The 21,982-nt window shown below is 65.7% G+C and carries 16 protein-coding genes and 1 pseudogene; 10 read left to right on the forward strand and 7 right to left on the reverse strand.

Annotation, left to right across the window (positions count from 1 at the left end; translation table 11 throughout):
* Positions 1 to 6: 6 nt before the first annotated feature.
* Both ABLG96_RS10210 and ABLG96_RS10215 read right to left on the reverse strand, forming a co-directional pair.
* Positions 7 to 846, reverse strand: a complete 840-nt coding sequence (locus tag ABLG96_RS10210; protein WP_353651217.1) for a fused MFS/spermidine synthase — start codon at positions 844 to 846, stop codon at positions 7 to 9.
* A gap of 2 nt (positions 847 to 848) precedes the next feature.
* Entirely contained in the window at positions 849 to 3,380 is a 2,532-nt protein-coding gene (locus tag ABLG96_RS10215; protein WP_353651218.1) for an HAD-IC family P-type ATPase, read from the reverse strand.
* A gap of 123 nt (positions 3,381 to 3,503) precedes the next feature.
* Between ABLG96_RS10215 and lnt the strand changes: the two genes are divergently transcribed.
* Both lnt and ABLG96_RS10225 read left to right on the forward strand, forming a co-directional pair.
* The gene (gene lnt / locus ABLG96_RS10220; protein ID WP_353651219.1) at positions 3,504 to 5,282 is read left to right on the forward strand and encodes an apolipoprotein N-acyltransferase; all 1,779 of its coding nucleotides are present in this window, start codon (positions 3,504 to 3,506) and stop codon (positions 5,280 to 5,282) included.
* Positions 5,279 to 6,070 (forward strand): polyprenol monophosphomannose synthase, encoded by a 792-nt coding sequence (locus tag ABLG96_RS10225; RefSeq protein WP_353651220.1) that lies wholly within the window; start codon positions 5,279 to 5,281, stop codon positions 6,068 to 6,070. Before lnt ends, ABLG96_RS10225 begins: the two co-directional genes overlap by 4 nt.
* Positions 6,071 to 6,146: 76 nt before the next feature.
* Here ABLG96_RS10225 and ABLG96_RS10230 read toward each other — a convergent pair whose 3' ends face one another.
* The gene (locus ABLG96_RS10230; protein ID WP_353651221.1) at positions 6,147 to 6,488 is read right to left on the reverse strand and encodes an RNA polymerase-binding protein RbpA; all 342 of its coding nucleotides are present in this window, start codon (positions 6,486 to 6,488) and stop codon (positions 6,147 to 6,149) included.
* Positions 6,489 to 6,825: 337 nt separating this feature from the next.
* Here ABLG96_RS10230 and ABLG96_RS10235 point away from each other — a divergent pair, with 337 nt between their 5' ends.
* Positions 6,826 to 7,152 (forward strand): hypothetical protein, encoded by a 327-nt coding sequence (locus tag ABLG96_RS10235; RefSeq protein WP_353651222.1) that lies wholly within the window; start codon positions 6,826 to 6,828, stop codon positions 7,150 to 7,152.
* Positions 7,153 to 7,306: 154 nt separating this feature from the next.
* Here the strand turns inward: ABLG96_RS10235 and ABLG96_RS10240 are convergent, their stop codons facing one another.
* Both ABLG96_RS10240 and ABLG96_RS10245 read right to left on the reverse strand, forming a co-directional pair.
* Complete coding sequence (locus ABLG96_RS10240; protein WP_353651223.1) at positions 7,307 to 8,797, reverse strand: hypothetical protein; 1,491 nt, start codon at positions 8,795 to 8,797, stop codon at positions 7,307 to 7,309.
* 111 nt (positions 8,798 to 8,908) lie between these two features.
* Positions 8,909 to 9,172 (reverse strand): annotated as a pseudogene (locus ABLG96_RS10245) (transposase); the annotation flags it as partial.
* Here ABLG96_RS10245 and ABLG96_RS10250 point away from each other — a divergent pair.
* Positions 9,171 to 9,794, forward strand: a complete 624-nt coding sequence (locus ABLG96_RS10250; RefSeq protein ID WP_353651224.1) for a hypothetical protein — start codon at positions 9,171 to 9,173, stop codon at positions 9,792 to 9,794. The pseudogene ABLG96_RS10245 and the gene ABLG96_RS10250 sit on opposite strands and share 2 nt — an antisense overlap.
* Here ABLG96_RS10250 and ABLG96_RS10255 read toward each other — a convergent pair.
* Positions 9,730 to 10,455 carry an SDR family oxidoreductase gene (locus ABLG96_RS10255; RefSeq protein ID WP_353651225.1) on the reverse strand — a complete coding sequence of 242 codons (726 nt, stop codon included), beginning with the start codon at positions 10,453 to 10,455 and terminating at the stop codon, positions 9,730 to 9,732. The two genes, ABLG96_RS10250 and ABLG96_RS10255, sit on opposite strands and share 65 nt — an antisense overlap.
* 82 nt (positions 10,456 to 10,537) lie before the next feature.
* Here ABLG96_RS10255 and ABLG96_RS10260 point away from each other — a divergent pair, with 82 nt between their 5' ends.
* The 3 genes from ABLG96_RS10260 to ABLG96_RS10270 all read left to right on the forward strand — a co-directional run bounded on the left by ABLG96_RS10260 (position 10,538) and on the right by ABLG96_RS10270 (position 13,137).
* Positions 10,538 to 11,131 carry a TetR/AcrR family transcriptional regulator gene (locus ABLG96_RS10260; protein ID WP_353651226.1) on the forward strand — a complete coding sequence of 198 codons (594 nt, stop codon included), beginning with the start codon at positions 10,538 to 10,540 and terminating at the stop codon, positions 11,129 to 11,131.
* A 312-nt stretch (positions 11,132 to 11,443) separates the two neighbouring features.
* A complete protein-coding gene (locus ABLG96_RS10265; RefSeq protein WP_353651227.1) occupies positions 11,444 to 12,694 on the forward strand; it encodes an IS256 family transposase in 1,251 nt (416 codons plus the stop codon).
* 107 nt (positions 12,695 to 12,801) lie between these two features.
* Positions 12,802 to 13,137, forward strand: a complete 336-nt coding sequence (locus ABLG96_RS10270; RefSeq protein WP_353651228.1) for a hypothetical protein — start codon at positions 12,802 to 12,804, stop codon at positions 13,135 to 13,137.
* A gap of 74 nt (positions 13,138 to 13,211) precedes the next feature.
* Here the strand turns inward: ABLG96_RS10270 and ABLG96_RS10275 are convergent, their stop codons facing one another.
* Complete coding sequence (locus tag ABLG96_RS10275; RefSeq protein WP_353651229.1) at positions 13,212 to 13,760, reverse strand: VanZ family protein; 549 nt, start codon at positions 13,758 to 13,760, stop codon at positions 13,212 to 13,214.
* A 691-nt stretch (positions 13,761 to 14,451) separates the two neighbouring features.
* Here ABLG96_RS10275 and ABLG96_RS10280 point away from each other — a divergent pair.
* The 3 genes from ABLG96_RS10280 (at position 14,452) to ABLG96_RS10290 (ending at position 21,320) form a co-directional block, all read left to right on the forward strand.
* Positions 14,452 to 19,248 (forward strand): RHS repeat-associated core domain-containing protein, encoded by a 4,797-nt coding sequence (locus ABLG96_RS10280; protein WP_353651230.1) that lies wholly within the window; start codon positions 14,452 to 14,454, stop codon positions 19,246 to 19,248.
* 1,570 nt (positions 19,249 to 20,818) lie between these two features.
* Complete coding sequence (locus ABLG96_RS10285; RefSeq protein ID WP_353651231.1) at positions 20,819 to 20,971, forward strand: hypothetical protein; 153 nt, start codon at positions 20,819 to 20,821, stop codon at positions 20,969 to 20,971.
* Between the two features lie 76 nt (positions 20,972 to 21,047).
* A complete protein-coding gene (locus ABLG96_RS10290; RefSeq protein WP_353651232.1) occupies positions 21,048 to 21,320 on the forward strand; it encodes a DUF6199 family natural product biosynthesis protein in 273 nt (90 codons plus the stop codon).
* Positions 21,321 to 21,982 lie beyond the last annotated feature (662 nt).

The raw sequence follows: 21,982 nt of genomic DNA on the forward strand, positions 1-21,982 counted from the left end.
GCGCGCTCAGTCGGTGAGCACCGGCGCGCCGGCCGCGAAGCGGGAGATCTCGTCGGGACGGATCACCCGGTCCGGATAGCTGCCGGAGGTGCACGCGGCCAGGATCGGGCCGATCGGCAACGAACGGACGGGGCGATCCGTGGCCAGGTAGACCAGGTTCCCGCTCACCTTGCCGGCCAACACATCCGGATCGGCCGACACCAGCACCGTGCTGAAGACGGACCGCAGCGTTGCGGCGTGCCGACGCGCGAGGTGCAGGTCCGGTCCGGCGATGACGTTCAGCAGGTAGATGCCGCCCTCGTCCAGGACGTCGTGCACGGCCTCGAGGTATTCCTGGGAGGCAAGTTGTGGCGGAACGGTCCGGCCGACGAACGCGTCGCCCACCACGACGTCGGCAGAGCCGGGGGAGCGGCGGTCGATGCGCGGCCGCGCATCCCCGATCTTGACCTTGAACCCTTGGAACGTGGTGAGCCCCAGGTGTTCCCGGGACAGCTCGATCAACGCGCCGTCGTACTCGTAGACCAGTTGCGCCGACCGCGGGCGGGTGTCGGCCAGGTAGCGCGGCAGGCTCACGGCGCCCCCACCCACGTGCGTCACCCGCAGCGGGAACGGGGCCGGCCAGAACGCCTCGATGATGCCGGCGAAGCGTTGGATGTAGGTGAACTCGAGGTGCTGCGGATCGTCCAGGTCGATGTAGGAGCAGGCGACACCGTCCAGGTACACGATCCGACCGGACGGCGCGGAGGGGTCCTGCTCGATCCGCAGCCAACCGTGGTCGGTGGCCCGGTCCAGCAGGATCTCTGAACCGGCCGGCGCCTCGTCGAAGTCGTTCTTGCGACGAGCCACGATCAGTCCGCCACGTGGTGGGTCTCGCGGATCTCCTTGGACGTGCGATAGACCAGCTCCACCAGCAGCGCGCCACCGACCCCGACCGCGAACGACTGCCAGAACAGGCCGCTGGGCAGATCGAAGTTGAAGAACTCACGTCCGATCGGGACGGCGAAGGCCAGCACCGCGATCAGGATCATCGCGCCGATCAGGCCCAGCTTCCACGGTCGCAGAGGCCTGGCCAGGACCAACAGGATCCAGAAGAACGTCGTCAGCAGGGCAACGGTGGCGCCGGCGCCGGGCTGCCAGCAAGCATGGTCGGCCACGGTCTTCAGGCCCTCCGGGACGGCGCAACGGGAGCTGAACTGTCCCTTCGGGACGCCGTAGTGCAGGTTCGCCAGCAGGTACGACACGATCACCACCACCCCGGCGATCACGCCTGCCGGGACGGCGAAACGCAGCACCCGACGCAGGAAACCGGGGATGTAGCGGCGCTTGTTGGGACCAAGCGCGAGGAAGAACGCCGGGATGCCGATGGTGACCGCCGACACCAGCGTCAGGTGGCGGGGCAGGAACGGGAACGGCAGTGCGAACGCGGCCGCGGTGATGATCGCGATCAGGCTCATGACGTTCTTCGCCAGGAACAGGTTGGCGACGCGTTCGACGTTGCCGATCACCCGGCGGCCCTCGGCGAGCACGTCGGGCAGGTGGGAGAACTTGCCGTCCAGCAGCACCAACTGCGCGACGGACTTCGTCGCCTGGGCGCCGTTGCCCATGGCGACACCGATGTCGGCGTCCTTGAGTGCCAGCGCGTCGTTGACGCCGTCACCGGTCATCGCGACGACGTGGCCCTGCGCCTGCAGCGCCCGCACCAGCGCGCGCTTCTGCTCCGGCGAGACCCGGCCGAAGACGATCGTCTCCTTCGCCACCTCCCGCAGCTCCTGCGGGTCGGTGCCGAGGGTGCGGGCGTCCACCACACCGATCGGCAGTCCCGTCTCGGAGCGGGTCGAGGTGTCGATCGGCAGGCCCACCCGTTGGGCGATCGCGGCAACGGTCTGGGGGTTGTCGCCGGAGATCACCTTGATCGCCACACCCTGGTCGGCGAAGTACTTGAGGGTCTCGGCGGCGTCGGGTCGCACTTGTTCGGTGAGCGTCACCAGCGCCTCGGGGACGAGGTCCTCCGGCAGGGTCGGACCGTCCAGGCTGGCCCGCGCACTACTGGCCAGCAGGATGACCCGCCGACCGGTCCTGGCCAGCTCGCTGACCCGTTCGCGCAGCGGGTCGTGCTCGACCAGCAGCACGTCGGGAGCGCCGAGGATCCAGGTCCCGCGGCCGGTGAAGCAGGCGGCGCTCCACTTGCGGGCCGAGTTGAAGGCGATGGTCGCGATCCGGTCCCAGCCGTCCGGCGGGTCGATGGACGCCGCGACCGCCTTGAGCGTGCCGTTGGCGTTGGCATCGTCGGCGAGCGCACCGAGGGCGCAGCGCAGTTCGTCCTCACCGACGCCGTCGTCGTTGCCGCGTGGATCGCCGATCACGTGGATGTCCTCGAAGGCGATGTCGCCGACCGTCAGGGTGCCGGTCTTGTCCAGGCACACCACGTCGACCCTGGCCAGCCCCTCGACAGCCGGGAGTTCTTGCACCAGCACCTGTTTACGGGTCAGCTGGACGGCGGCGAGCAGGAAGGCGACCGAGGTGAGCAGCACCAGACCCTCCGGGACCAGCCCGACGAGTCCACCGGTGGAGCGGATCACCACCTGTCGCCAGCCCTGGTCACCGACCACCCTGGCCTGGGAGAAGATCTGCAGCGGGAGGGCGATCACGATCACCCAGGTGATGTATTTGAGCAGGGTGTTGACCGACGACTGGATCTCGGAGTGGGCGCGGGTGAACTTCCTGGCCTCGGCGGCGATCTTGTTGGCGTAGGCGTCCGGTCCGACCTGCGCTGCCTCGAACCGTCCGATCCCGGCCACCACCGACGTACCGGAACGCACCTCGTCGCCCGGACGTTTCCCGACGGCATCCGACTCTCCGGTGAGGTTCGACTCGTCGAGTTCCAGCCCGTCGCCGGAGCGGACGAAGCCGTCGGCGGGTACCTGGTCGCCGCTGCGCAGCTCGACCAGGTCGTCCTGCACGACCTCGGCGGTGGGGACCTCGACGACGACGCCGTCCCGCACCACCCGGGTGATCGGCGCGTTGAGCAGCGCGAGCCGATCGAGTTTCCGCTTCGCCAGGACCTCCTGGACGATGCCGATCAGTGAGTTCGCCACCAGGATCAGCCCGAACAGACCGTCGGCGATCGAGCCGGTGATGAGGATGAGCACGAACAGCGCGCCCAGGATCGCGTTGAAGCGGGTCAGGACGTTCGCCTTGATGATCTCCCAGACGCTGCGTGAGGAGCGGGTGTCGACGGCGTTGGTCCGTCCGGCGGCCGTGCGTTCGGCCACCTGGTCAGCAGTCAGGCCGGTGTCGGGGGTGTCGGCACCAGAGCTGATCGGGCCGGCGGTCGACGAAGCTGTGGTCGGCGCGTGCTCGGCGGCCCCTTGAGTCGTCACACCGGACATTCTCCCAGACCGGCTGCCGACCCGTGGCTGCATGGACTCGGAGAGCGCGGCCCCCCGGGCCGATCACCACCGGCACGGCGACAGGTCTCCGTCGACGGATGCTTCACTGGTGTGGTGTCCCGATCGCTGCCGCGCCCCGTACTGACCGGCCTGCCGGGAAGCCGTCCGATCAGGGTGCTGCTGCGGCTGGTCAGCGCGGTCGCCGGTGGCCTCGCGGTCTACGGTTCCTTCGCCCCGTCGACCCTGTGGTGGCTGGCGCCCATCGGCATTGCGCTGGCGGGTCTGTCCGTGACGGGGTTGCGCGGCCGATCCGCGTTCTGGATGTTCGGCCTGGCCGGCGCCTCGTTCTACGTCCCACTGCTGTCCTGGACCGGGGTCTACGTCGGAGCCGTGCCCTGGCTGGCCCTGGCGATCGTCGTGTCCCTGCTGACTGCGCCCGTCGGGCTGGCTCTGGTGTGGCTGCGCAGGCTTCCTGCATGGCCGCTGTGGGCCGCGGGGGCCTGGGTGGCGGGGGAGGCGCTGCGCGCCCGTTGGCCGTTCGGTGGGTTCGGCTGGGGATCGCTGGCCTTCGGTCAGCCGGACGGCCCGCTGCTGCCACTGGCCTCGTTGTTCGGGTCGACGGCGATCAGCTTCGCCGTGGCTGCCATCGGCTTCTCGCTGACCGTGCTGCTGCGGTCCGCGATGGCCAGAGTCGCCCTGGCGTGCGCCGAGCGACCCGGACCGACACCGCAGCACCCGGAGCCGGGAGGAGTGCGCCGACTCTCCTGGCGCCCGCTCGGCGTGATCGCCGGCGTCGTCGTCGTTGTGGCCTGCTCGAACCTCACGACCGTGCACTCCGACGTACTCGATGCCGCCCCGACCGCTCCGATCGCCGTCATCCAGGGCAACGTGCCGAGGGCCGGGCTCGAGTTCAACGCCCAACGCAGGGCGGTGCTCGACAACCATGCGGCGCGGACCCACGAGTTGGCGGCCGCGGTACGCGCCGGCGCCCAACCGCGGCCGTCGGTGGTGCTCTGGCCGGAGAACTCCTCGGACATCGATCCGTTCGCCAATCCCGACGCGGCCCAGGTGATCCAGTCGGCGGCCGACGACATCGGGGTCCCGATCCTGGTCGGAGCGGTCGTCGCGGCGGACCAGCCCGGCCGCAACTACAACATGGGCATCGTCTGGAACCCGGGGACGGGACCGACGGGGGAGACGTACACCAAACGGCATCCGGTGCCCTTCGCCGAGTACATGCCCTACCGGTCGTTCTTCCGGACCTTCTCCGCCCAGGTCGATCTGCTGCGCTCGGAGTTCCTGCCGGGTCAGCGACCCGGGAATTTCGTCATCAACGGCATCCCGATCGGCGATCTGATCTGTTTCGAGATCGTGGAGAACGATCTGACTGCCGACATCGTCCGCGGCGGCGCCCGGGTGCTGGTGGTACAGACCAACAATGCAACTTTCGGCTACACCGACGAGACCTACCAGCAGCAGGCGATGAGTCGGGTCCGAGCTGTCGAGTACGGCCGTGAGGTGCTCATCACCGCGACGAGCGGGGTCTCTGCCGTCATCCGACCCGACGGGTCGGTGGCGGCGACGGTGCCGCTGTTCACTCCCGGATTCCTCGTCCCGACCGTCCCGCTGCTCTCCGGGACGACCCTCGGCGGTGTGCTGGGGCCGTATTTCGAGTGGACCGTCACCGTGCTGGTGCTGCTGGCCCTCGGCTGGACCTGGTGGCGGCTCCGGCGGCATCGACAACCGCCGGGGGCGCCCACCGCGACGGGTGACTCCGTCCGGCACGATCCGCCGGCGGCCGACGAGTCGCCCACCGGTCCGCTACCGTCGGTGGGCGCAGCCGTCGCCCCGGCCGACGACAGAGCAACCGAGCAGGAGGAACCCCGAACGTGACATCGCAGCAACCGGCCGACGAGCGGGTACTGGTGATCGTGCCGACCTACAACGAGCGGGAGAACCTGCCGTTGGTCCTGGACAGGCTGCGTGTTGCCGTGCCGGACGCGGACGTGCTCGTCGTCGACGACGGTTCACCCGACGGTACCGGCGAGATCGCCGACCAGCGGGCAGCAGCCGACGATCGCATCTCCGTGATGCACCGCACCGAGAAGAACGGTCTCGGCGCCGCCTACATCGCCGGATTCGGCTGGGGGCTCGATCGCGGCTACGACATCCTGGTCGAGATGGATGCCGACGGCTCGCACCCACCGGAGCACTTGCCGCGCCTGCTCTCCGCCTCCGCGCACGCCGACCTGGTGATCGGGTCCCGCTACGTCCCCGGCGGCAAGATCATGAACTGGCCGGTCTCGCGGCATCTGATCTCCCGAGGCGGCAATCTCTACGTGCGGGCAGCCCTGGGGCTCGGCGTCAAGGACGTCACCGCCGGGTACCGCGCGTACCGGTCGCAGGTGCTGCGCACGTTGGATCTTCCTACGGTGTCGTCCCGCGGGTACTGCTTCCAGGTCGAGATGACGATGCGCACGGTCGATGCCGGGTTCGCCGTCGCCGAGGTGCCGATCACGTTCACCGAACGCGAGATCGGTGAGTCGAAGATGAGCGGCGACATCGTGCAGGAGGCGTACGTCAACGTCACCAAGTGGGGCATCGGTCGCCGCTGGAACCAGTTGCGGCACCTCGGATCCCGGTCGGGAACCAGGAATCCGGAGTCGGTCCGCAGCAGCTGACGGGCATGAGAACGAGACCGGTCGCATCGACCGGTCCCGTGTCATCACGTGTCGCCGGCTCGTCGCCGGAACAGGGTCACTGCAGGGTGCGACGGGCCTTCAGCTCGTCCAGCTTCTCGGTGAGGATCTCGTCGAGTTCCTCGACCGAACGACGCTCCAGCAACATGTCCCAGTGCGTGCGGGGTGGTTTGACAGCCTTGCCCTCGGGCGCGGATCCGTCCACAAGGGTGGACTCCAGACCATGCATGCGGCAGTCCCAGACACCGGGCAGGTCGGCGTCGTCGGCCAGCGGCACGGTGAACTTGTGGTCGCGGGGGCAGGCATAGGTCGCGGTGCGACGGGGGGCCAGATCGTGGTTGCGGTCAGCCTCGTAGCTCGTTGCCCCGAGCCGTGATCCTCGAAGGACGCGGTCAGCCATGGTCTTCCCTTCTGTGCGCCGGATGGATCGGCGCGGATTGTGGAGCAGTGATCGAGCACCCATGACAACGCTGCGTCGCCAGGGATTCTTCCGCCCCCGGTGCAACGGCACCAGGACACGGGCACATCGGGGGACACCCCAGTCTAGTCGAAGTCCGTGGCGATGACGATCGGTGCGTGAGCGTGCCCGTCGAGCACCTCGGCCGGAAACGTGTCCCGCCCGCGCGAAGCCCGGTTCAGTCCTCGATGAGCGGGATCGTGGCGTCTCCCGAGGACGGTCCGAGGTCACCGATCCGGTAGTGCCTGCCGCACAAAAGCCACAGGTCATGGTGATCCGGGTGCCCCAGGACTCGCCGTACAACTGGACGTCGGCCGTCAACGGGTTCGCCGAGGTCTGGGTCAGCTCGGAGCTGACGGTCGGGCTGTCGCGGTTGGTCAGCACGATCGGCACCACGATCGCCGCGGCAGCCACCACCGCCGCGGCCACCAGGATCGCCACCCGGCGCCGCACGGTCCGCGGCACCGGCGGCTGGATCAGAAGCCGAATCCGCATCCGGATCACCGGCCGGACCAGCAGGTGGCCGTCGCGAGCTGTTGATCCGGGGCGCGATGCTGGCGCTGGCGGCAGCCATCGGCACCGTGCTGGTCGTCTTCCGCGCCGGTGACGCCGGCGCCCGCGCCGTTGGGGAAGGCGTCGGCGGCCAACAGTCCAGCTTCGGGGCACTGGACGAACTCGACCTGCTGGAGCGACAGGCCATGGTCATCGCAGGCCGGCCCGTCGGCCGGACCGCGGTTGATGGCGGCCCGGCCGACCGATGGTCAGCGCGGGGGGAACTGCGAGTCCGGCAACGGTTGGGCGAGGTTCGCCGTCGGTGCCTTCGCGGTGAAACCGATGACGGCGCAATTGATGTTGACGCCCACTGAACCGTAAGGTGCGGGCTTGCCCGTCGCCGGGTCGACTCCGGTCAGCAGGTCTGGTCGGCTGGCCGCCAGGTTGAATACCTGGTTCTCGTCGATCTGTCGGGTGTTCAGCCCCTGCTCGACGGCCTTCGGTGTCCACAGACCTAGTTGGGCGTCCCACAGCGGGCTGTAGGCCTTGGAGTGGCGGGCATCGGTGAGGGTCGGGAAGTCCCCGAACACGTTGAGCAGATCTCCACCGTTGCGCAGAGCTTGGATCAGCAGGATGTCGTGAGCCGATGCGTCACGCCCGATGAGCCCGTCAGTTGCCAGATGCCCAAACCCCTGCGCCTGCGGATTGTTGCGGCCGGTTTGCCCGTTGATGAAGCCGAACAGCCGTTCCCGCGCGGAGCCAAGGAAATCGTCGCCGCCGTTGTAGGCGGCCCGGTCCAGCGCCGGGGCATAGGTGGCTCGTTCGAGCACCGCGGTCAACGGTTGGCCGGCGTCGGTACTCAGGTAGATGATGGGTTGGCCGGCGTCGAAGCCCTTGATGAACAGCATGTCCACCCACGACTCGTAGTACTTTCCGGGCGGGGCCGGCGGCGCGATGTGTACGCCGAGGACCCGGTCGGCGGTGTTGGTGTGGTGGTCGACGTCGAACATGCCGTCGCCGGTGGCGACGATCGGTGCGCTGTACACCACTTCTGACCCAGCGATCTTGATGAACGGACTGTAGTGCGGGCCACCGACGGCACCGGGCTGGAAGCTGGTCAGTGGGAAACCGGTAGGGCCGGGAACGGCCATCCGAGTCGGCGAGAAGTCCGGCGCATCCTGGAAGTCGACAACGGCCTGCCCGAACCGGTTCTGTTGCGGCGTAGGGGATTCCAGCTTGACGGTCTGCACGCAGCTATGGCAGCCGATGGCCAGGTTGGCCAGCTTCGGCGCGTAATTGATGCCGAGATCCGCTGCCAGCCCGCTGTCCGATGCGTCGAGCAGCACGAACCATGCAGTCTTGCCGTGTGCCTTGCCCTTGTACAGCGGTAGCCGCACCGTTTCCCGGGACAGATCCACCTGCAGAGCGCTTTCCAGGGTGAGATGGTCTCGCGGAAGCTGCCCGTCGAGCTGGCCGAGCCCGGCGTCGCCGCCCGCGCTGGCGCCAGCGCTGGCGGATCCCGCCGTGGCCTGTGAGGCGGTCAGCAGCCCCCCTGTCATGGTGACCGAAGCCGCGACGGCCAGGGTGATCAGCCGCGATCGGGCGCGGCCAGCCAACTGAGATTTGCGCATGGTGTTTGCCTTCCCTAGGGATCGACATGTCCAGGGCGGAAACACATTCGCCGCGATGGCGGATGTCATGTCGGTAGAGCCGACACGACGAAAAGATCCGTCCTGCCCGGAAATCCAGTGGCTCTTCACGATTAACCGTGGCACCGACGAACCGTCGATCACAGAACAGGCGGCTTACGTAGTTCTTACCGGCGACTGACTGATGGTCGGTACCGCCGGCTCGCCCCGGCTGGGTTCCTGTTTCAGGATCGCCACGTCCTCGCGCAGCCGCCGGTTCTCAGCCTTGAGCTTCCGGATCTCTTCCAACTCCTGGGTCGTAACACCTTCGCGGCCAGCAGCATCGACATCTGCCTGAATCACCCACCGGCGCACGGATTCCTGCCCGACGCCCAACTGCTTCGCCACGGCCGCTGACGCGGCCGTCAACGACGGGTACTGCCCTCGGTGCTCTGTCACCAGACGCACCGCACGAGCACACAGCTCCGGATCGAATTGCTTCGGCATGCTGCTCATCCCTACAACTCACAAGGATGCGGCAGGAAACCTGGGGCGCTTCACCCAGGCCCAGTTCGAGATGTGGCGAGCCGTCATCGAGAGAACCCGAGTCGAGAGAAGACCTGCCGGTGACTACCTCCTCGCCGGGCGGCTGTACCCGACCTGCGGCGTCAAGTTCCGTGGGCGCTACGGCATGGTCGAAGACCGGACGACGCACTACGAGTGTCAGGAGCGGACGAACCGCAATGTCCTGGCCGCTGACCGGAAGTGCGTGGACGCCAACATCGTTGCTGCTGAGATCGAGGCCGCCGTCTGGAAGACCGTCCGCGACAGTCTCACCACCCCGGAGATGCTGGCGAACGTGGTGGCGACGAGCAGCGTTGGCAGTGGGGTCGACGGCATGGAGCAGATCAAGGCGATGAGCGTGCAGATCGAGAAACTGGAACTGGAGCTGGTTCAGGAGTTCCGACAACTGTCGAAGATGGGATACAACGCTTCGATCTCCGCCAAGATGCTGTCAGAGAAGAAGGCTGGGCTGGATGCTGCGAAAACCGCTTGCGGTCGGCTCAGGCCACGAACGATCCAAGGAGTTCGTCGAGCCAGGGGTAAAACTGGTCGGCCGGATTGCTGAGCCGAGATTTGAGCTCCCTTGTCGACTCATCGGCTAGCACTTCGATCGCACCACTTGTGACGCCTTCGTAGGCCTGGGCGACCACGCTCTTGGCGCTGACCTTCGGCACGTCCCATCGTTGCGACATGGGAGTGTCGACCATGCCTACGAGAAGGCCGATTACCTGGACACCCCGGCCTTGCAGCTCCGTCCGGAGGGCGTTGGTGGCCGACCACATGGCCGCCTTGGACGCTGCGTACCCGGTGGGAATATTGATCCAGGCCGCTGCGGACAGGACGTTGAGGATCGTGCCGCCGCCGTTGGCCATCAGTACGGGGCTGAACGCGTTCGCGACACCGAGCGTCCCGAAGAAATTCGTCTCGAAGATGCGCCGAAGATCCTGCTCCGGGCCGGAGATGGAGTCGCCGGCGGGTGCGATGCCGGCGTTGTTGACCAGCAGGTCGACGTCCGGTGCGGCCGCGGCGGCACGAGCAACGTCGTCGGCATCCGTGATGTCGAGGGACAAGGGCTGGATCCGGGGATCGTCCCAGTGTTGCGGCGTGCGCGCTGCGGCGTAGACCTTCGCGGCTTCACGGGCGAGCGCCTGGTGCACGAACTCCGCTCCGAGGCCGCCGTTGGCGCCCGTGACGAGAACTGTCCGACCATCGAGTGATGCGTTCATTCCAACCCCTTGCTAAATTGGGGACTGTCCCCACAAACAGTATGTAGGGACAGTCCCCACTTAAGCAAGAAGGGTTGCGATCATGCCTGCCAAGACCCACACCGTGAGACCGTCTCGACCGATGCGGGCCGACGCCCAGCGCAACCGTGACGCGATCCTTCTCGCCGCGAGAGAGACCTTCGACAGCGACGGCGTGCTTGCCTCGCTCGACGGAATCGCCCTACGCGCGGGTGTCGGGAACGCCACCCTGTACCGCAATTTTCCGACCCGCGATGACCTTCTTGCCGCCGTCCTAGAGACCAGCGTCGAGCTAGCGCTCAATGAGGCGGACGGCCTCGCGAGTTCACTGCCACCGCGAGAGGCACTCGCTGAGTGGCTCTTCCGGCTGACCTGGCAGCTGCGTATTTGGCACGACCTGCCGTACTGCATCGCCACCGCCCGGGCCGATCCCGGATCGTCCATGAATTCGGTTTGCAGCAATCCTCTGCTCGATCGGACGGGCGCGCTTCTCGACAGGGCGCAGTCCATGGGAGTCGCTGTCCAGACGATCGCCGCGGACGAAGTGTTCGAGCTGGTCACCGCACTGTCATGGGGCGTTGACCGGTACGGGGACGACAAGGCGGCCGCCCGCCGTCGCGTCGATGTCGCGACAGCAGGCATCTTCACCTCCAGGTAGGTCATCTGCGCCCTTAGCTAAGGCTCTGTCCGTTTCCGTTGCACCCGCGGTGAGGGTTGGGCGGCGACGCGATGACGCTGTTAGTTGGCTGGGTCGGGGTCTGCTGGACCTGAGCTGCCCCGCGCATGACAGAGGTACGACCACCCATCGTGTGCGCGCGGGAGTTCCTGCCGGCGGCCAGTTCGCGGCCAGTTGAGTCCCGCATAGTGGTGTAGCGCGGCGGCTGGCCCTGGTCCGGGTCTGGACATGGGTGCGGTCACCGCGTGATCCTTCGAGTGAACCTCTCACAGCACTCTCGAATGGAGCATCACGATGACCGCACCACACATTGTCGACCCTGCTGGTCTGCTTGGCGAGGCCCTCGCGGAAGCGAGCCCGGACCTGATGCGGAGCCTGTTGCAGGCCACGATCAACGCGTTGCTGTCCGCGGACGCCGACGCGATCGTGGGCGGCGAGTACGGCCGGCCCACCCCGGGGCCGACCGCGCAACGCAACGGTTACCGCACCCGGGAGCTGGACACCCGGGTCGGCACGATCGATGTCGCCGTGCCGAAGCTGCGGACCGGCACGTACTTCCCGGAATGGTTGCTGGAGCGCCGCAAACGAGCCGAATCGGCGCTGATCACGGTCGTCGCGGACTGCTACCTCGCCGGGGTGTCGACCCGCCGGATGGACAAACTCGTCAAGACGTTAGGCATCAACTCCTTGTCGAAGTCGCAGGTGTCCAGGATGGCCGCCGACCTCGATGAGCACGTGGAGCAGTTCCGGCACCGCTCGTTGGCCGATTCCGGTCCGTTCACGTTCGTCGCCGCCGATGCGTTGACGATGAAGGTCCGTGAGGGCGGCCGGGTGGTGAACGCGGTCGTGCTGATCGCGACCGGCGTGAACAACGACGGCCGCCGCGAAGTGTTGGGGCTGCGGGTCGCGACCAGCGAAACAGGGCCGGCATGGAACACGTTCTTCGCCGACCTCGTCGCCCGCAAACTCACCGGCGTGAAACTCGTGACCTCCGACGCCCATTCGGGGTTGAAGGACGCGATCGCCGCGAACCTGCCCGGCGCGGCGTGGCAACGTTGCCGCACCCACTACGCCGCGAACCTGATGTCCGTGACCCCGAAAAGCATGTGGCCGGCCGTGAAAGCGATGCTGCACAGCGTCTATGACCAACCCGACGCACAGGCTGTCACCGCGCAGTTCGACCGGCTCATCGACTACGTCACCGACCGGCTGCCCGCAGTGAGTGAACACCTCACCGCGGCGCAACACGAGATCCTGGCCTTCACCGGCTTCCCCGAAGGGCTGTGGCAGCAGATCTGGTCGAACAACCCGAACGAGCGACTGAACCGGGAGATCCGCCGCCGCACCGACAGTGTCGGGATCTTCCCCAACCGCGAAGCCATCGTTCGCCTCGTCGGCGCCGTCCTAGCCGAACAGACCGACGAATGGGCCGAAGGACGCCGCTACCTCGGCCTCGACATCCTCGCCAAGTCCCGCCTCCACCTCATCACCGCCACCGAACCCGACAACCACCAGGAGACCGACCTGCCCGCACTCACCGCCTGAACACCAACGAAGAATCACGCACCGCTACACCACCACCAGGGGCTTGACCTCGCGGCCATCGCCCATCCGGAGGCCGGGGCCGATCTGAACGGTTCGAGAACGGCTGGGTGCCGCTGAAGGACCACACGCCGGAAGATCTGGCACACACGATCACCCTGGAGATGGCGCAGGTCCACGGCCGCGACTCGCATGCGGCGGACACCGTCGAAAGCGCGATCCTGCTCGCCTGGCACGCCCACGACGGGCCAGCGCTGGGCGACGCGGCTGGCGACAACCCCGGCGAGATCGAGCTGCTGGAGCGCCGCACCAGCGTCGGTGGACGCCTGTCCCTGGTTGATGGTTTCAGCGAGGGATCCCTACCCGAGACGGGCGATTGGAACCAGCGCAGCTGGAGACATGCCGCGGAGCTCGACTCAGGACTTCATGCCAAACTGCAGCTATAGCAGGTGACGTTCGACGGTTCGGGCAGTGCGCCATCCTCGTCGCGCTTCTCCGATACTCGGGCCCAAGGCTCAAGTTAAGGATGGCGAGTTCTCTGGGGTGACATCTTCAGTTCCCTGCGCGGGTTCGCTACGTGGTTCACGGCGATGCTAAGCGCGGCGCCCGCGGCCGATCCCAGGCTGTTGAGTATCAGATCGTCGATGTCCGGTGCTCCCACGCCCAGCGCGAGCTGCAGCGTCTCCATCACTGCAGACAGAAGCACTCCCGCCAAGAGGCCGCGCCACCAGGTTCCGCCCGCAGCCACGGGAGCAAACAACCCCAGGGGCAGGTACATCACAATGTTCCCAATGACATTCAGAAGTCCCAGTTCACGGTTCCCGTTCTCGAGCTCGCCGACGATCCCGCGCATCGGGATCAGATTGGGAGTCGTGGAGTACCCGGACCCGCGCATCAGTGAAATCCAGACGATCGCCGCGACGGTACCGATCAGGAAAACTGCTGCTGCCACCCGCACTCCGACCTGCCGACCATGTCGAAGACCACGGGCCACCCCTGCAATCGAGCCCGCCGCACACGTCAGGCAAGCTAGCCAGATCAGCGCTCCCCAATCGGCGTAGGCGCTCATCAAGGCCCCTGTCGTGTCCGAAATTGACCCCGGACCCGGCGACGTTGACATCAGCCGGGTTCGGCCGAACAGCTTGCGGCGGATGGCCAGCTCGCTCGCAGCGCGCTGTCTGCAGATGGGACGCCAACCGTAACCATCCTCCGGCCGACCGGGCGATGCGACTCGCGCAAGGCCTCTTGCCCAGCCACAGACAACCGGCGAGTGAAGCTACCCGCCTGGCCTCCGTTGATGACCGCCCCGAGCCTGCTGACGTCGCGACTACCCGTACAGGTTCACTGCGCCTCGGACGACGGGTACGCGTCAGACGGCAAACGCACCAGCTGCCCCCTCAGTGTTCGACCCGGCCCCAGGTGGTCTCATCAGACGATCCCTACCCGAGGCTGTCGGTTGAACGGGCACGCCCCGTGACCGTTGCCTGGGTGGGCCCACCGGCGTCGTGACAAGGTTGGCCGAAACCGGCTGCAGGCCATCCCTGAGTGCGGACAATAGTTCCGTCATGTGGCGGTCCTATGTAATTGTTTGAGTCACTCGAACGTGTCGTTGAGAAGAATTCTCAGCTGATTGCTAGGCGTTTGGGTGTGATCATGGTCTCCTGTGGGTGAGCGGGGCGTCGGGTTCAGCTCATCTACTGGGGGGTTTCTGGATGTCGCTTCGCCGGGTTCGCGCGCGCCTTCTGATCAGTGTTGTGGCGGTGTCGAGTCTCGGGGTCAGCATGATCCAGATCGATGCTGCGGCAGCACCTTTCACCGTTTCGTCTCCCGCGGTGGGGGTGCAGGCAGCACCGTCGGATGAGGGTGTGTGGGATCCGTCGGAGCCGACGGCGCCGCCGTGGACGACGGGCACGTCGAATCAGTCGCCGTCGACGCCTGCGGCGCGGTCCGCTGTGGTGGAAGCCCCCGCGGGTAATGGTGATGAGGTGGTGTCGCTGCGGACTGCGACGTCGAACACCTATGCCGAGGGGGATCGGCTCCGCACCGAGATCTCGCCGGTACCGGTGAACTTCAAGGACGCCGGGGGTGCATGGCAGCCCGTCGATGAGGCACTGGTCCCGGTCGGTGGCGTCGCGGGCCGCGGGGTCACCCCGAGCCTGACGAACGCCGCCGATGCGCATGATGTGGTGCTGCCGCCGACCGCTGGTCTGCCGGTGAGCGTGGTCAAGGGCGCTTTGACCGTCACCTCGCAGCTGGCGGGTGCGGTTCCGGTCACGGTGTCCGCCGAGGATGACACTGCTGTGTATCGGGGCGTGTTCCCCGGTGTGGATCAGGTGTACGTGTCCCGCTCGGGCGCTCTGGAGCAGTACTTCCGCCTGTCGGGCAAGGATGCTCGCTCGACGTTCACCCAGTCCCTGACGCTGCCGGCCGGGTACACCCTGGCCGCGGTCGAAGGCGGTTCCGCTGAGATCCGCGGCGCCGCCGGTGCAGTGGCCGCGATCATTCCGGCGCCGGCGGTGTTCGACGGCTCCAAGGACCCGATCAACTCGTTCTCCACGGATGCCGTCAAGCTGCAGATCACCGGTGCCGCACCGACCTGGACCGTGACGACCGTCGTCGACCCGACGTGGTTGCAGGATGCCAAGCGGGTGTTCCCGGTGCTGGTGGATCCGACGGTCAGTGTCGGCCTGTCCGGTGCGGTGGGCTGCTATGTGTCCGCGGCTTCCACCGGTTCCCGTACGTGTTCGACGAGCACGTCTTCGGACCTGCCGTTGACGTACGGCTCCACAGACGCTGCGCGGCGGATCTTCCTGAAGTTCCCCGAGCTGGGCTCGGCGTCTTCGCCGATCCCGGTCGATGCGCAGATCTCCCGGGCTGATCTGACGATGACGGTGCGGAACGCGACGAACAGCACCCCGATCCCGACGAATGTGAACCAGGTCGCCGGGACGTGGGATCAGAGCACGGTCAGCTGGACCAATCAGCCGGCGATCACCACCCCCATTACCCGGCCGGTGGTAACCCCATCCGGGACGATGACGTTCTCGCTGGTCCCGGTGGTGCAGAAGTGGACGTCCGGCCAGTTGAACTCCTCGAACGCCCCGACCCCGGTTGCGAACAACGGCATCCGCATCGCGGCGACCAGCGAATCGCCCGCGTCGAACACGATCAGCTTCTACGGTCTGGCCAGCCCGGACCGGCCGACGTTGACGGTGGAGTGGCTGCCCCGGGTTGGGCAGCAGAAGGCCGTTGGCATGTACGACCACCGGTTGTCGGACCGGATGGACATGCATGTGTCCTACGGCACCCGCAACCTCGTGATCAATGGCACCGACGTGTCCTGGAAGTCGCCGGGTATGGCGATGTCGGTGCGACGCACCTACAACAGTCTCCTTGCGAAGAACGGCGTTGCCGGGGCGTTCGGGTTGGGTTGGTCGATGAACGGCGGCTTCGACGTCCGACTGGACCTCAGCGGTTCCGGCGCTACGTTCATGCAGCCCGGCGGTGCGCGGGTCTTCTTCCGCCGCAACCCCGACTATCCCCTTCCCACCACCGCCGGCGCCTACGTCGCGACCGAGAACGGTTTGGACGCGGACCTGGTGCAGAAGACCGGGACCCCGACGCAGTACGAGATGACTTTCCACAAAAGCAAGGTCGTGTACCTGTTCACCGTGGACCCGGCGCAGCCGAGTACCGCATACCTGTCGCGGATGTTCGACCGGGCCAACGGCAATGCCGTCGAGAACAACACCGCCACCTGGGGTGCTCCGGATCGGGTGCCGTCTTCGATCGTGGACACCACCGGTCAGCGGTCGGTGTCCTTCACCAACGTCGATTCGACGCAGGGCCGGGTCACCGCCATCGCCGAGAACCTCGCTTACGGCGCGTCGGGTGCCCGTACCTACGGCTACGCCTACGACACCGACAAGCACCTCACCACGTTCACTGACCCGGCGGGGAAGGTCACCCGCTTCTGCTACACCGGTGACCTGATCACCCGCATCATCACCCCCCGCGGGTCTGATGCCGGCGTCGTCTGTGCCACCACCGGGTCCAGTGCCAGCAACACCACGGACATCGCCTACGACACCGGCGGCAAGGTCACCACCGTGACCTACCGCAACGGGGCCTCCCCGGCGATCACGGTCGCGTTCGCGCAGACCAGCACCCTGGACACCACCCCGAACGGCAACAAGGCGATCACCACGTTCACCGACCCGTACGGCACCCCTACCGAGTACACCTATGACGCCCGCGACCGGGTCATCCAGACCCGCCTCAACCGTGACGGCCTGGAAGTCATCTCCAAGACGGCCTTCAACACCAACGGTGACGTCACCTCCTCCACCTCCCCGGTCAACGCCGCCACTACCGGCGACGGCTCCGCAACCACCAACACCTACGACCCGATCGGCAACAACCTCACCGGGTCAGCCACACCCACCGGTGCGTCGGTGGCGTTGGAGTACAACGATCCGCAGCAGGGCTACCAGCCCTCTGCGATCAGCGACGACCGGGACAGCGGCGTCACCGGGCAAGCCAAGACCACCATCGACTACGGCGACGGCGGCACGATCAGCTCCACCAGCAAGGGCAGCCGCACCCTGCGGTCCTACTACCAGGGAGACTCAGGCATCGCGAACTGCGGCCCGAGCGGAACCGCGGCCTACCCGAAGGCGCTCTGCGAGGAACGCGACGGGGAATACGGCAGCACCGCGAGCACCCAGCACCGCACCCTGTATCGCTACAACTCCCTGGGTGAGCTCGTCACGGTGGTTCCGCCGGTCCCGGCGAACGGTCGCGCCACCCAGGCGAACCGCACATTCACCTACGACGGGTTCTCCCGGACGAAGACGTCCACGAATTCGCGCGGTCAGACCACCAGCTTCGACTACGACGCGATGGATCGCCTGACCCGGCAGACCTACGCCGGCGGCAGCTACACCGAGTTTGCTTACGACCCCGACGGCAACCTGCTCTCCCGTACCGACAAGAACAGCAGCGGCACCGTCACTGCGAGCCAGACCAACGGCTACGACGCTCTCAACCGACAGACCTCCGAGAAGCCTGACAACGGGAACACCAACACCGTCACCTGGGATGCGAACTCACGGATGGCGACGTTCACCGATGATTCGGGGACCACCACCTACGGGTATCGGTGGGACGGTGCGCTCACGAGCATCACCCAGCCCGGGGGTAACTGCATCAACTTCAACATCATCAACCGGCCCACCCAGGGTTCCAACTGCATCCTGTTGCAGGTGGACTACTCCGGACAGCGCCTCACCGAGATGTACCCCGGAGGCATCCAGCTGCGCCGCGAACGGGACAAGTCCGCCCGCGTCGCCCGCATGATCGGCACCATCAAGGATCCCAGCAGCTCCACCACCGATGTGGTGATGGACCAGCTCTACAAGTACGACACCGCCACCAAGGCCGATACCTCCCGCATGACAAGCCGCATCGACACCGTCAACAACCGCAACACCACCTACGACTACACCAGCGAAGGCTGGCTCAAGACGGTGTTCAACACCGTCCAGTCCACCGGAGCCACCGCCGGCAAGAACACCTTCTGCTACGACAACAACGGCAACCGCACCTTCTTCTCCACCAGCACCGCCGCCACCGTCTCCTGCGGCACCAACTCCACGTGGGACGGCGCCAACCAGCAACTCACCGGACCCACCGGGACCGCCGCCGACTACACCTTCGACGACGACGGCAACGAAACCGCATCCGGCACCTCACTCGCCGGCGCACTCACCCGCACCAGCGGATGGGGAGACCGCGGCCAGAACACCAGCAACACCCTCGGCACCGGAACCACCCTGCTCAACACCTACATCGGATCCGGCAACGCCAGCCCCCGCTCCAAGACCATCAGCAGCACCGACACGCAATCCTTCCGGGTGTCGATGCTTGGGATCACTGAAGTCAGCAATTCAGCCGGTCAGAAAACGTTCGTCCAGCGGGACCCGTCGGGCATGATCCTGGGCTTCACCACCCAAAGCGGCGAGCACTACTACCCCATGTACGACAACCTCGGCTCCATCTGGCGGGTCTACCGCTTCGACCGCACCACCGCCCAAGTCGTCAGCCTCTACCAGCCCTGGGGACAGCCCACCACCAGCCAAGCGCCCACGTTCCTGCAGCCCTTCGGCTACACCGGCGCCTACACCAACCCCACCACCGGACTCGTCCACCTCCAGAACCGCTACTACGACCCCACGCTTGGCCGATTCACCCAAACCGACCCATCCGGGCAAGAAGACAACCCGTACACCTACACCGACAACGATCCCATCAATCGCACTGATCCCAATGGGTTGGATTGGTTCGAGGCAGCAGCCATCGGTATCGTGGCCGGACTCGTTGGCATTGCAACCGGTGGGCTCGCGCTGGGAGCGGCGGCAGTCGTCACGGCCGTGGACGTAGGTGCTGCCGCTGTGGTCGGCGGTGGCGCAGCCGTTGGCGCGGGAGGAGTTACTGCCGCAGTGATCGATGGCGGTCAAGATGATTGGGAGCAGCCAGCCGCGGACTACTACAGCTGACGGAGCGCGTCTGATTCGATGGCCGCCACTGCCTCGACCGGTGCTTGGCGGCCATCGATGAGGCCGCCCATTCAGAATCAAGGTGGCATACTTAGGCTCGATTAGTCCACATGAGACGGATCGCCCTCCTAGAGATGAGATACTGAAGCGATGACAGATGCAAGCGAGCAGCGACTACACCGCAACGCGGGGCGCCGGAGCGTAATCATCGGTCTCGTCGTTGCAGTGTTGGGAGCCGCCTTCTTAATCTTTGGTTCCGCTCGGCTAGTGTGGGTGGGATGGATCCCTCTTGTATTGGGACTATCGGGTGCGGTGTTTGGAGCCCTGAACTATCGAAGGTATGGATCGGGATGAGTCAGCGGTGATGGATCAACGAAGCACAGCGTTCGAAGCCAACGTGTGCGACTGCCATTGTGAGCTAATCGTATGTCCTCCGTGTTGAGCGTAGGCATCCAACGAATTGGTCGACTATTACTACCTTGCCTATTTTGGAATGGCGCCGGGAAAGTAGTTCGCAAGGTTCACGTTAAGCCGTCGGATTCGGCTGGTTACGTCGTTGTCGGCAGGGTCCAGCAAGGGTTTGTCACTGGCCGCACTCTCGAGCGGTGGGTATTAGTAGTCGCCGAGGGTGAGTTTTGCCATTATGTAGCAGTAGACAGCGCCGTGTGGGCCGAAGTAGAACAAGGGCAGCAGATAACCGCGGATTCCCCCTTGTTTGCCGATTTTGGACGCGATATGTTCAAGAACCCTCCCACTCGAGCCCGCCTTTTCTAGGTTGTTTAATTGATGAACGATAGGTTCCGACGACGGTTGGCGGCTTGCCCGTCTATACACCGCGATTTACCACGCCTTTTCATCGCAATCCGGGGATTGGTGGCATGCCCAGGGAGTGGGCACCGGATCGTGCCCACTCCCCGAGCGGGTCTAGCCGTTCTCGGTGACGGTGGTGTTGGGATGGCGTGCTGCTGTTGCTCTGGTGACGAATTTGCCGCTGATGGCGGAGCGTCCCGGTGCTGTTTTTGCCACCGCGTTCGGTGACGGTGGTGCGCGGGTGACGGGCGGCGGTCGCGTTCGTGACGTGCTGACCGGTGATTGGCACTGCGTGCGTGACCTCGTGAACTGCTACGTGCCATGGGGACCTTCAGGTCCGTTATCGAGGTGCCGGTGGCCTTTCGGTCATCTTCCCGTGTTGGAGCGTCTCAGCAGACGATCCCTACCCGAGACGATGCCGTCGTAGCTCTGCCTCGGCCGCAGGCATCGCCCTTGTTACGGTCCGTCCACGGAGGGAGCGCTAGTTCCAGTGCTGGAAGATCCTGACTGTGTCGTTCGGTCACCTTGATGCCTCGCTGAACCAACGTGATGACCCCTGACGGGCGGCGTTGACCTTCCGCCGCTCGACCTCGATCTTTACCGGAATCGGAGTGGCAATGCCACCCGATCGTGTACCACTGCAGACCTCGTGCTCGCCCCCCGCCACCGGCGCCAACCTGTGTGTTCTACTGGGGTCCATCAGAGGCGCAGTTGGCCCAAATTTGACCTCGAAACACCTACGACCAGGAGGAATGCCAACGTGTCATCCACACTTGCCGTCGTGTTCATGGCGGAGACTAAGGGCTTCTCGGTCACTGGCCTCCCCGCGATCTTGATCATTCTAGCCATCATCGCGATCTTCGTCGGCATCGGCGTGTTTATTGGCAGAAGGGCGAAGCGTCGGAAGGGCTGACTCAACCCGCTAGCGATACGTCCTGCATTCAAATCCGCAGCCGCGAGCTACTCCGCTGCACCGAGAAGGGCCCGGCATGATTCTCGAGCTGTTGGCGGTCCGTTCGAGTGGCGGAGGTGACGGAAACGGCTCCCCGTGGCTAGTTTTCATCGTCGCACCGCTGTTCATTATTCTGGGAATAGCACTTGCGATCAAGCCAGAACTCCAATGGAAGATGAACCGCTGGGCCTATAAAAACCCTAAAGCGATGGAACCTAGTGCCAAAGGTCTTGTTGTGACCAGGGTATCGGGAGCAGGCATGGTTATCGTTGCCACTATCGCGATCATCGTCGCCGCGACCCAAGGGTGACCCGCAACGTGTACTGGTTCCCACGCAGTCGTTGCATCTCGGCCGTGGTCGTCGTTTGACTCACTGGCAGAGCTCATCAAACAACACACTCCAAACGGAAGGTTTCGCATGAACGAACTTCTGAGTTATGCAGCTGCACCGCGGACTGCGGTCAGCTTTCCGGTGTGGCTGATCTTCCTCGCAGTTTTCATCGTTATTGTGGTTCTGGTTCTCCTGCGATGGCGCAAGAAGATGAAATAACGGTCATGGTTCCGCCCGTCTTCATAGTGTGCAGGTCGTTATTCGTTTTGTGCGAAAGGTCAGCGGCCGGCGGTGCCGCTCCGCAGAACACGTCGACCTGAGCTGGATCGAGACAGTCTCAACTGACGTTCCCTCGCCGAGACCGCGCCGGGCCAACAGCGACGCTGGCGAGCCCCTGATCAGCGCAGTCTCAGATGAGTGGTCCGGGGCTTGTCTCAGTGAGGGGTGCCTATCTGAGACGGGTCGTCAGGGGCGGGGAGTGCTGGTCGAGGTGGCGATAGATGGTGGGTCGGGTGACGGAGAAGTCGGCTGCGATCTGGGTGACGGTATGGTGGCGCCGGCCTCTTCCTCGATCTGGCCGTAGATTGTCTGGCCATTCGAGTCTGCCGGGCGCCGAGCTTGGGTTTCTGGCCGCCGGTGGT

The organism is Nakamurella sp. A5-74, from assembly GCF_040438885.1.
Taxonomy (GTDB): Bacteria; Actinomycetota; Actinomycetes; order Mycobacteriales; family Nakamurellaceae; genus Nakamurella.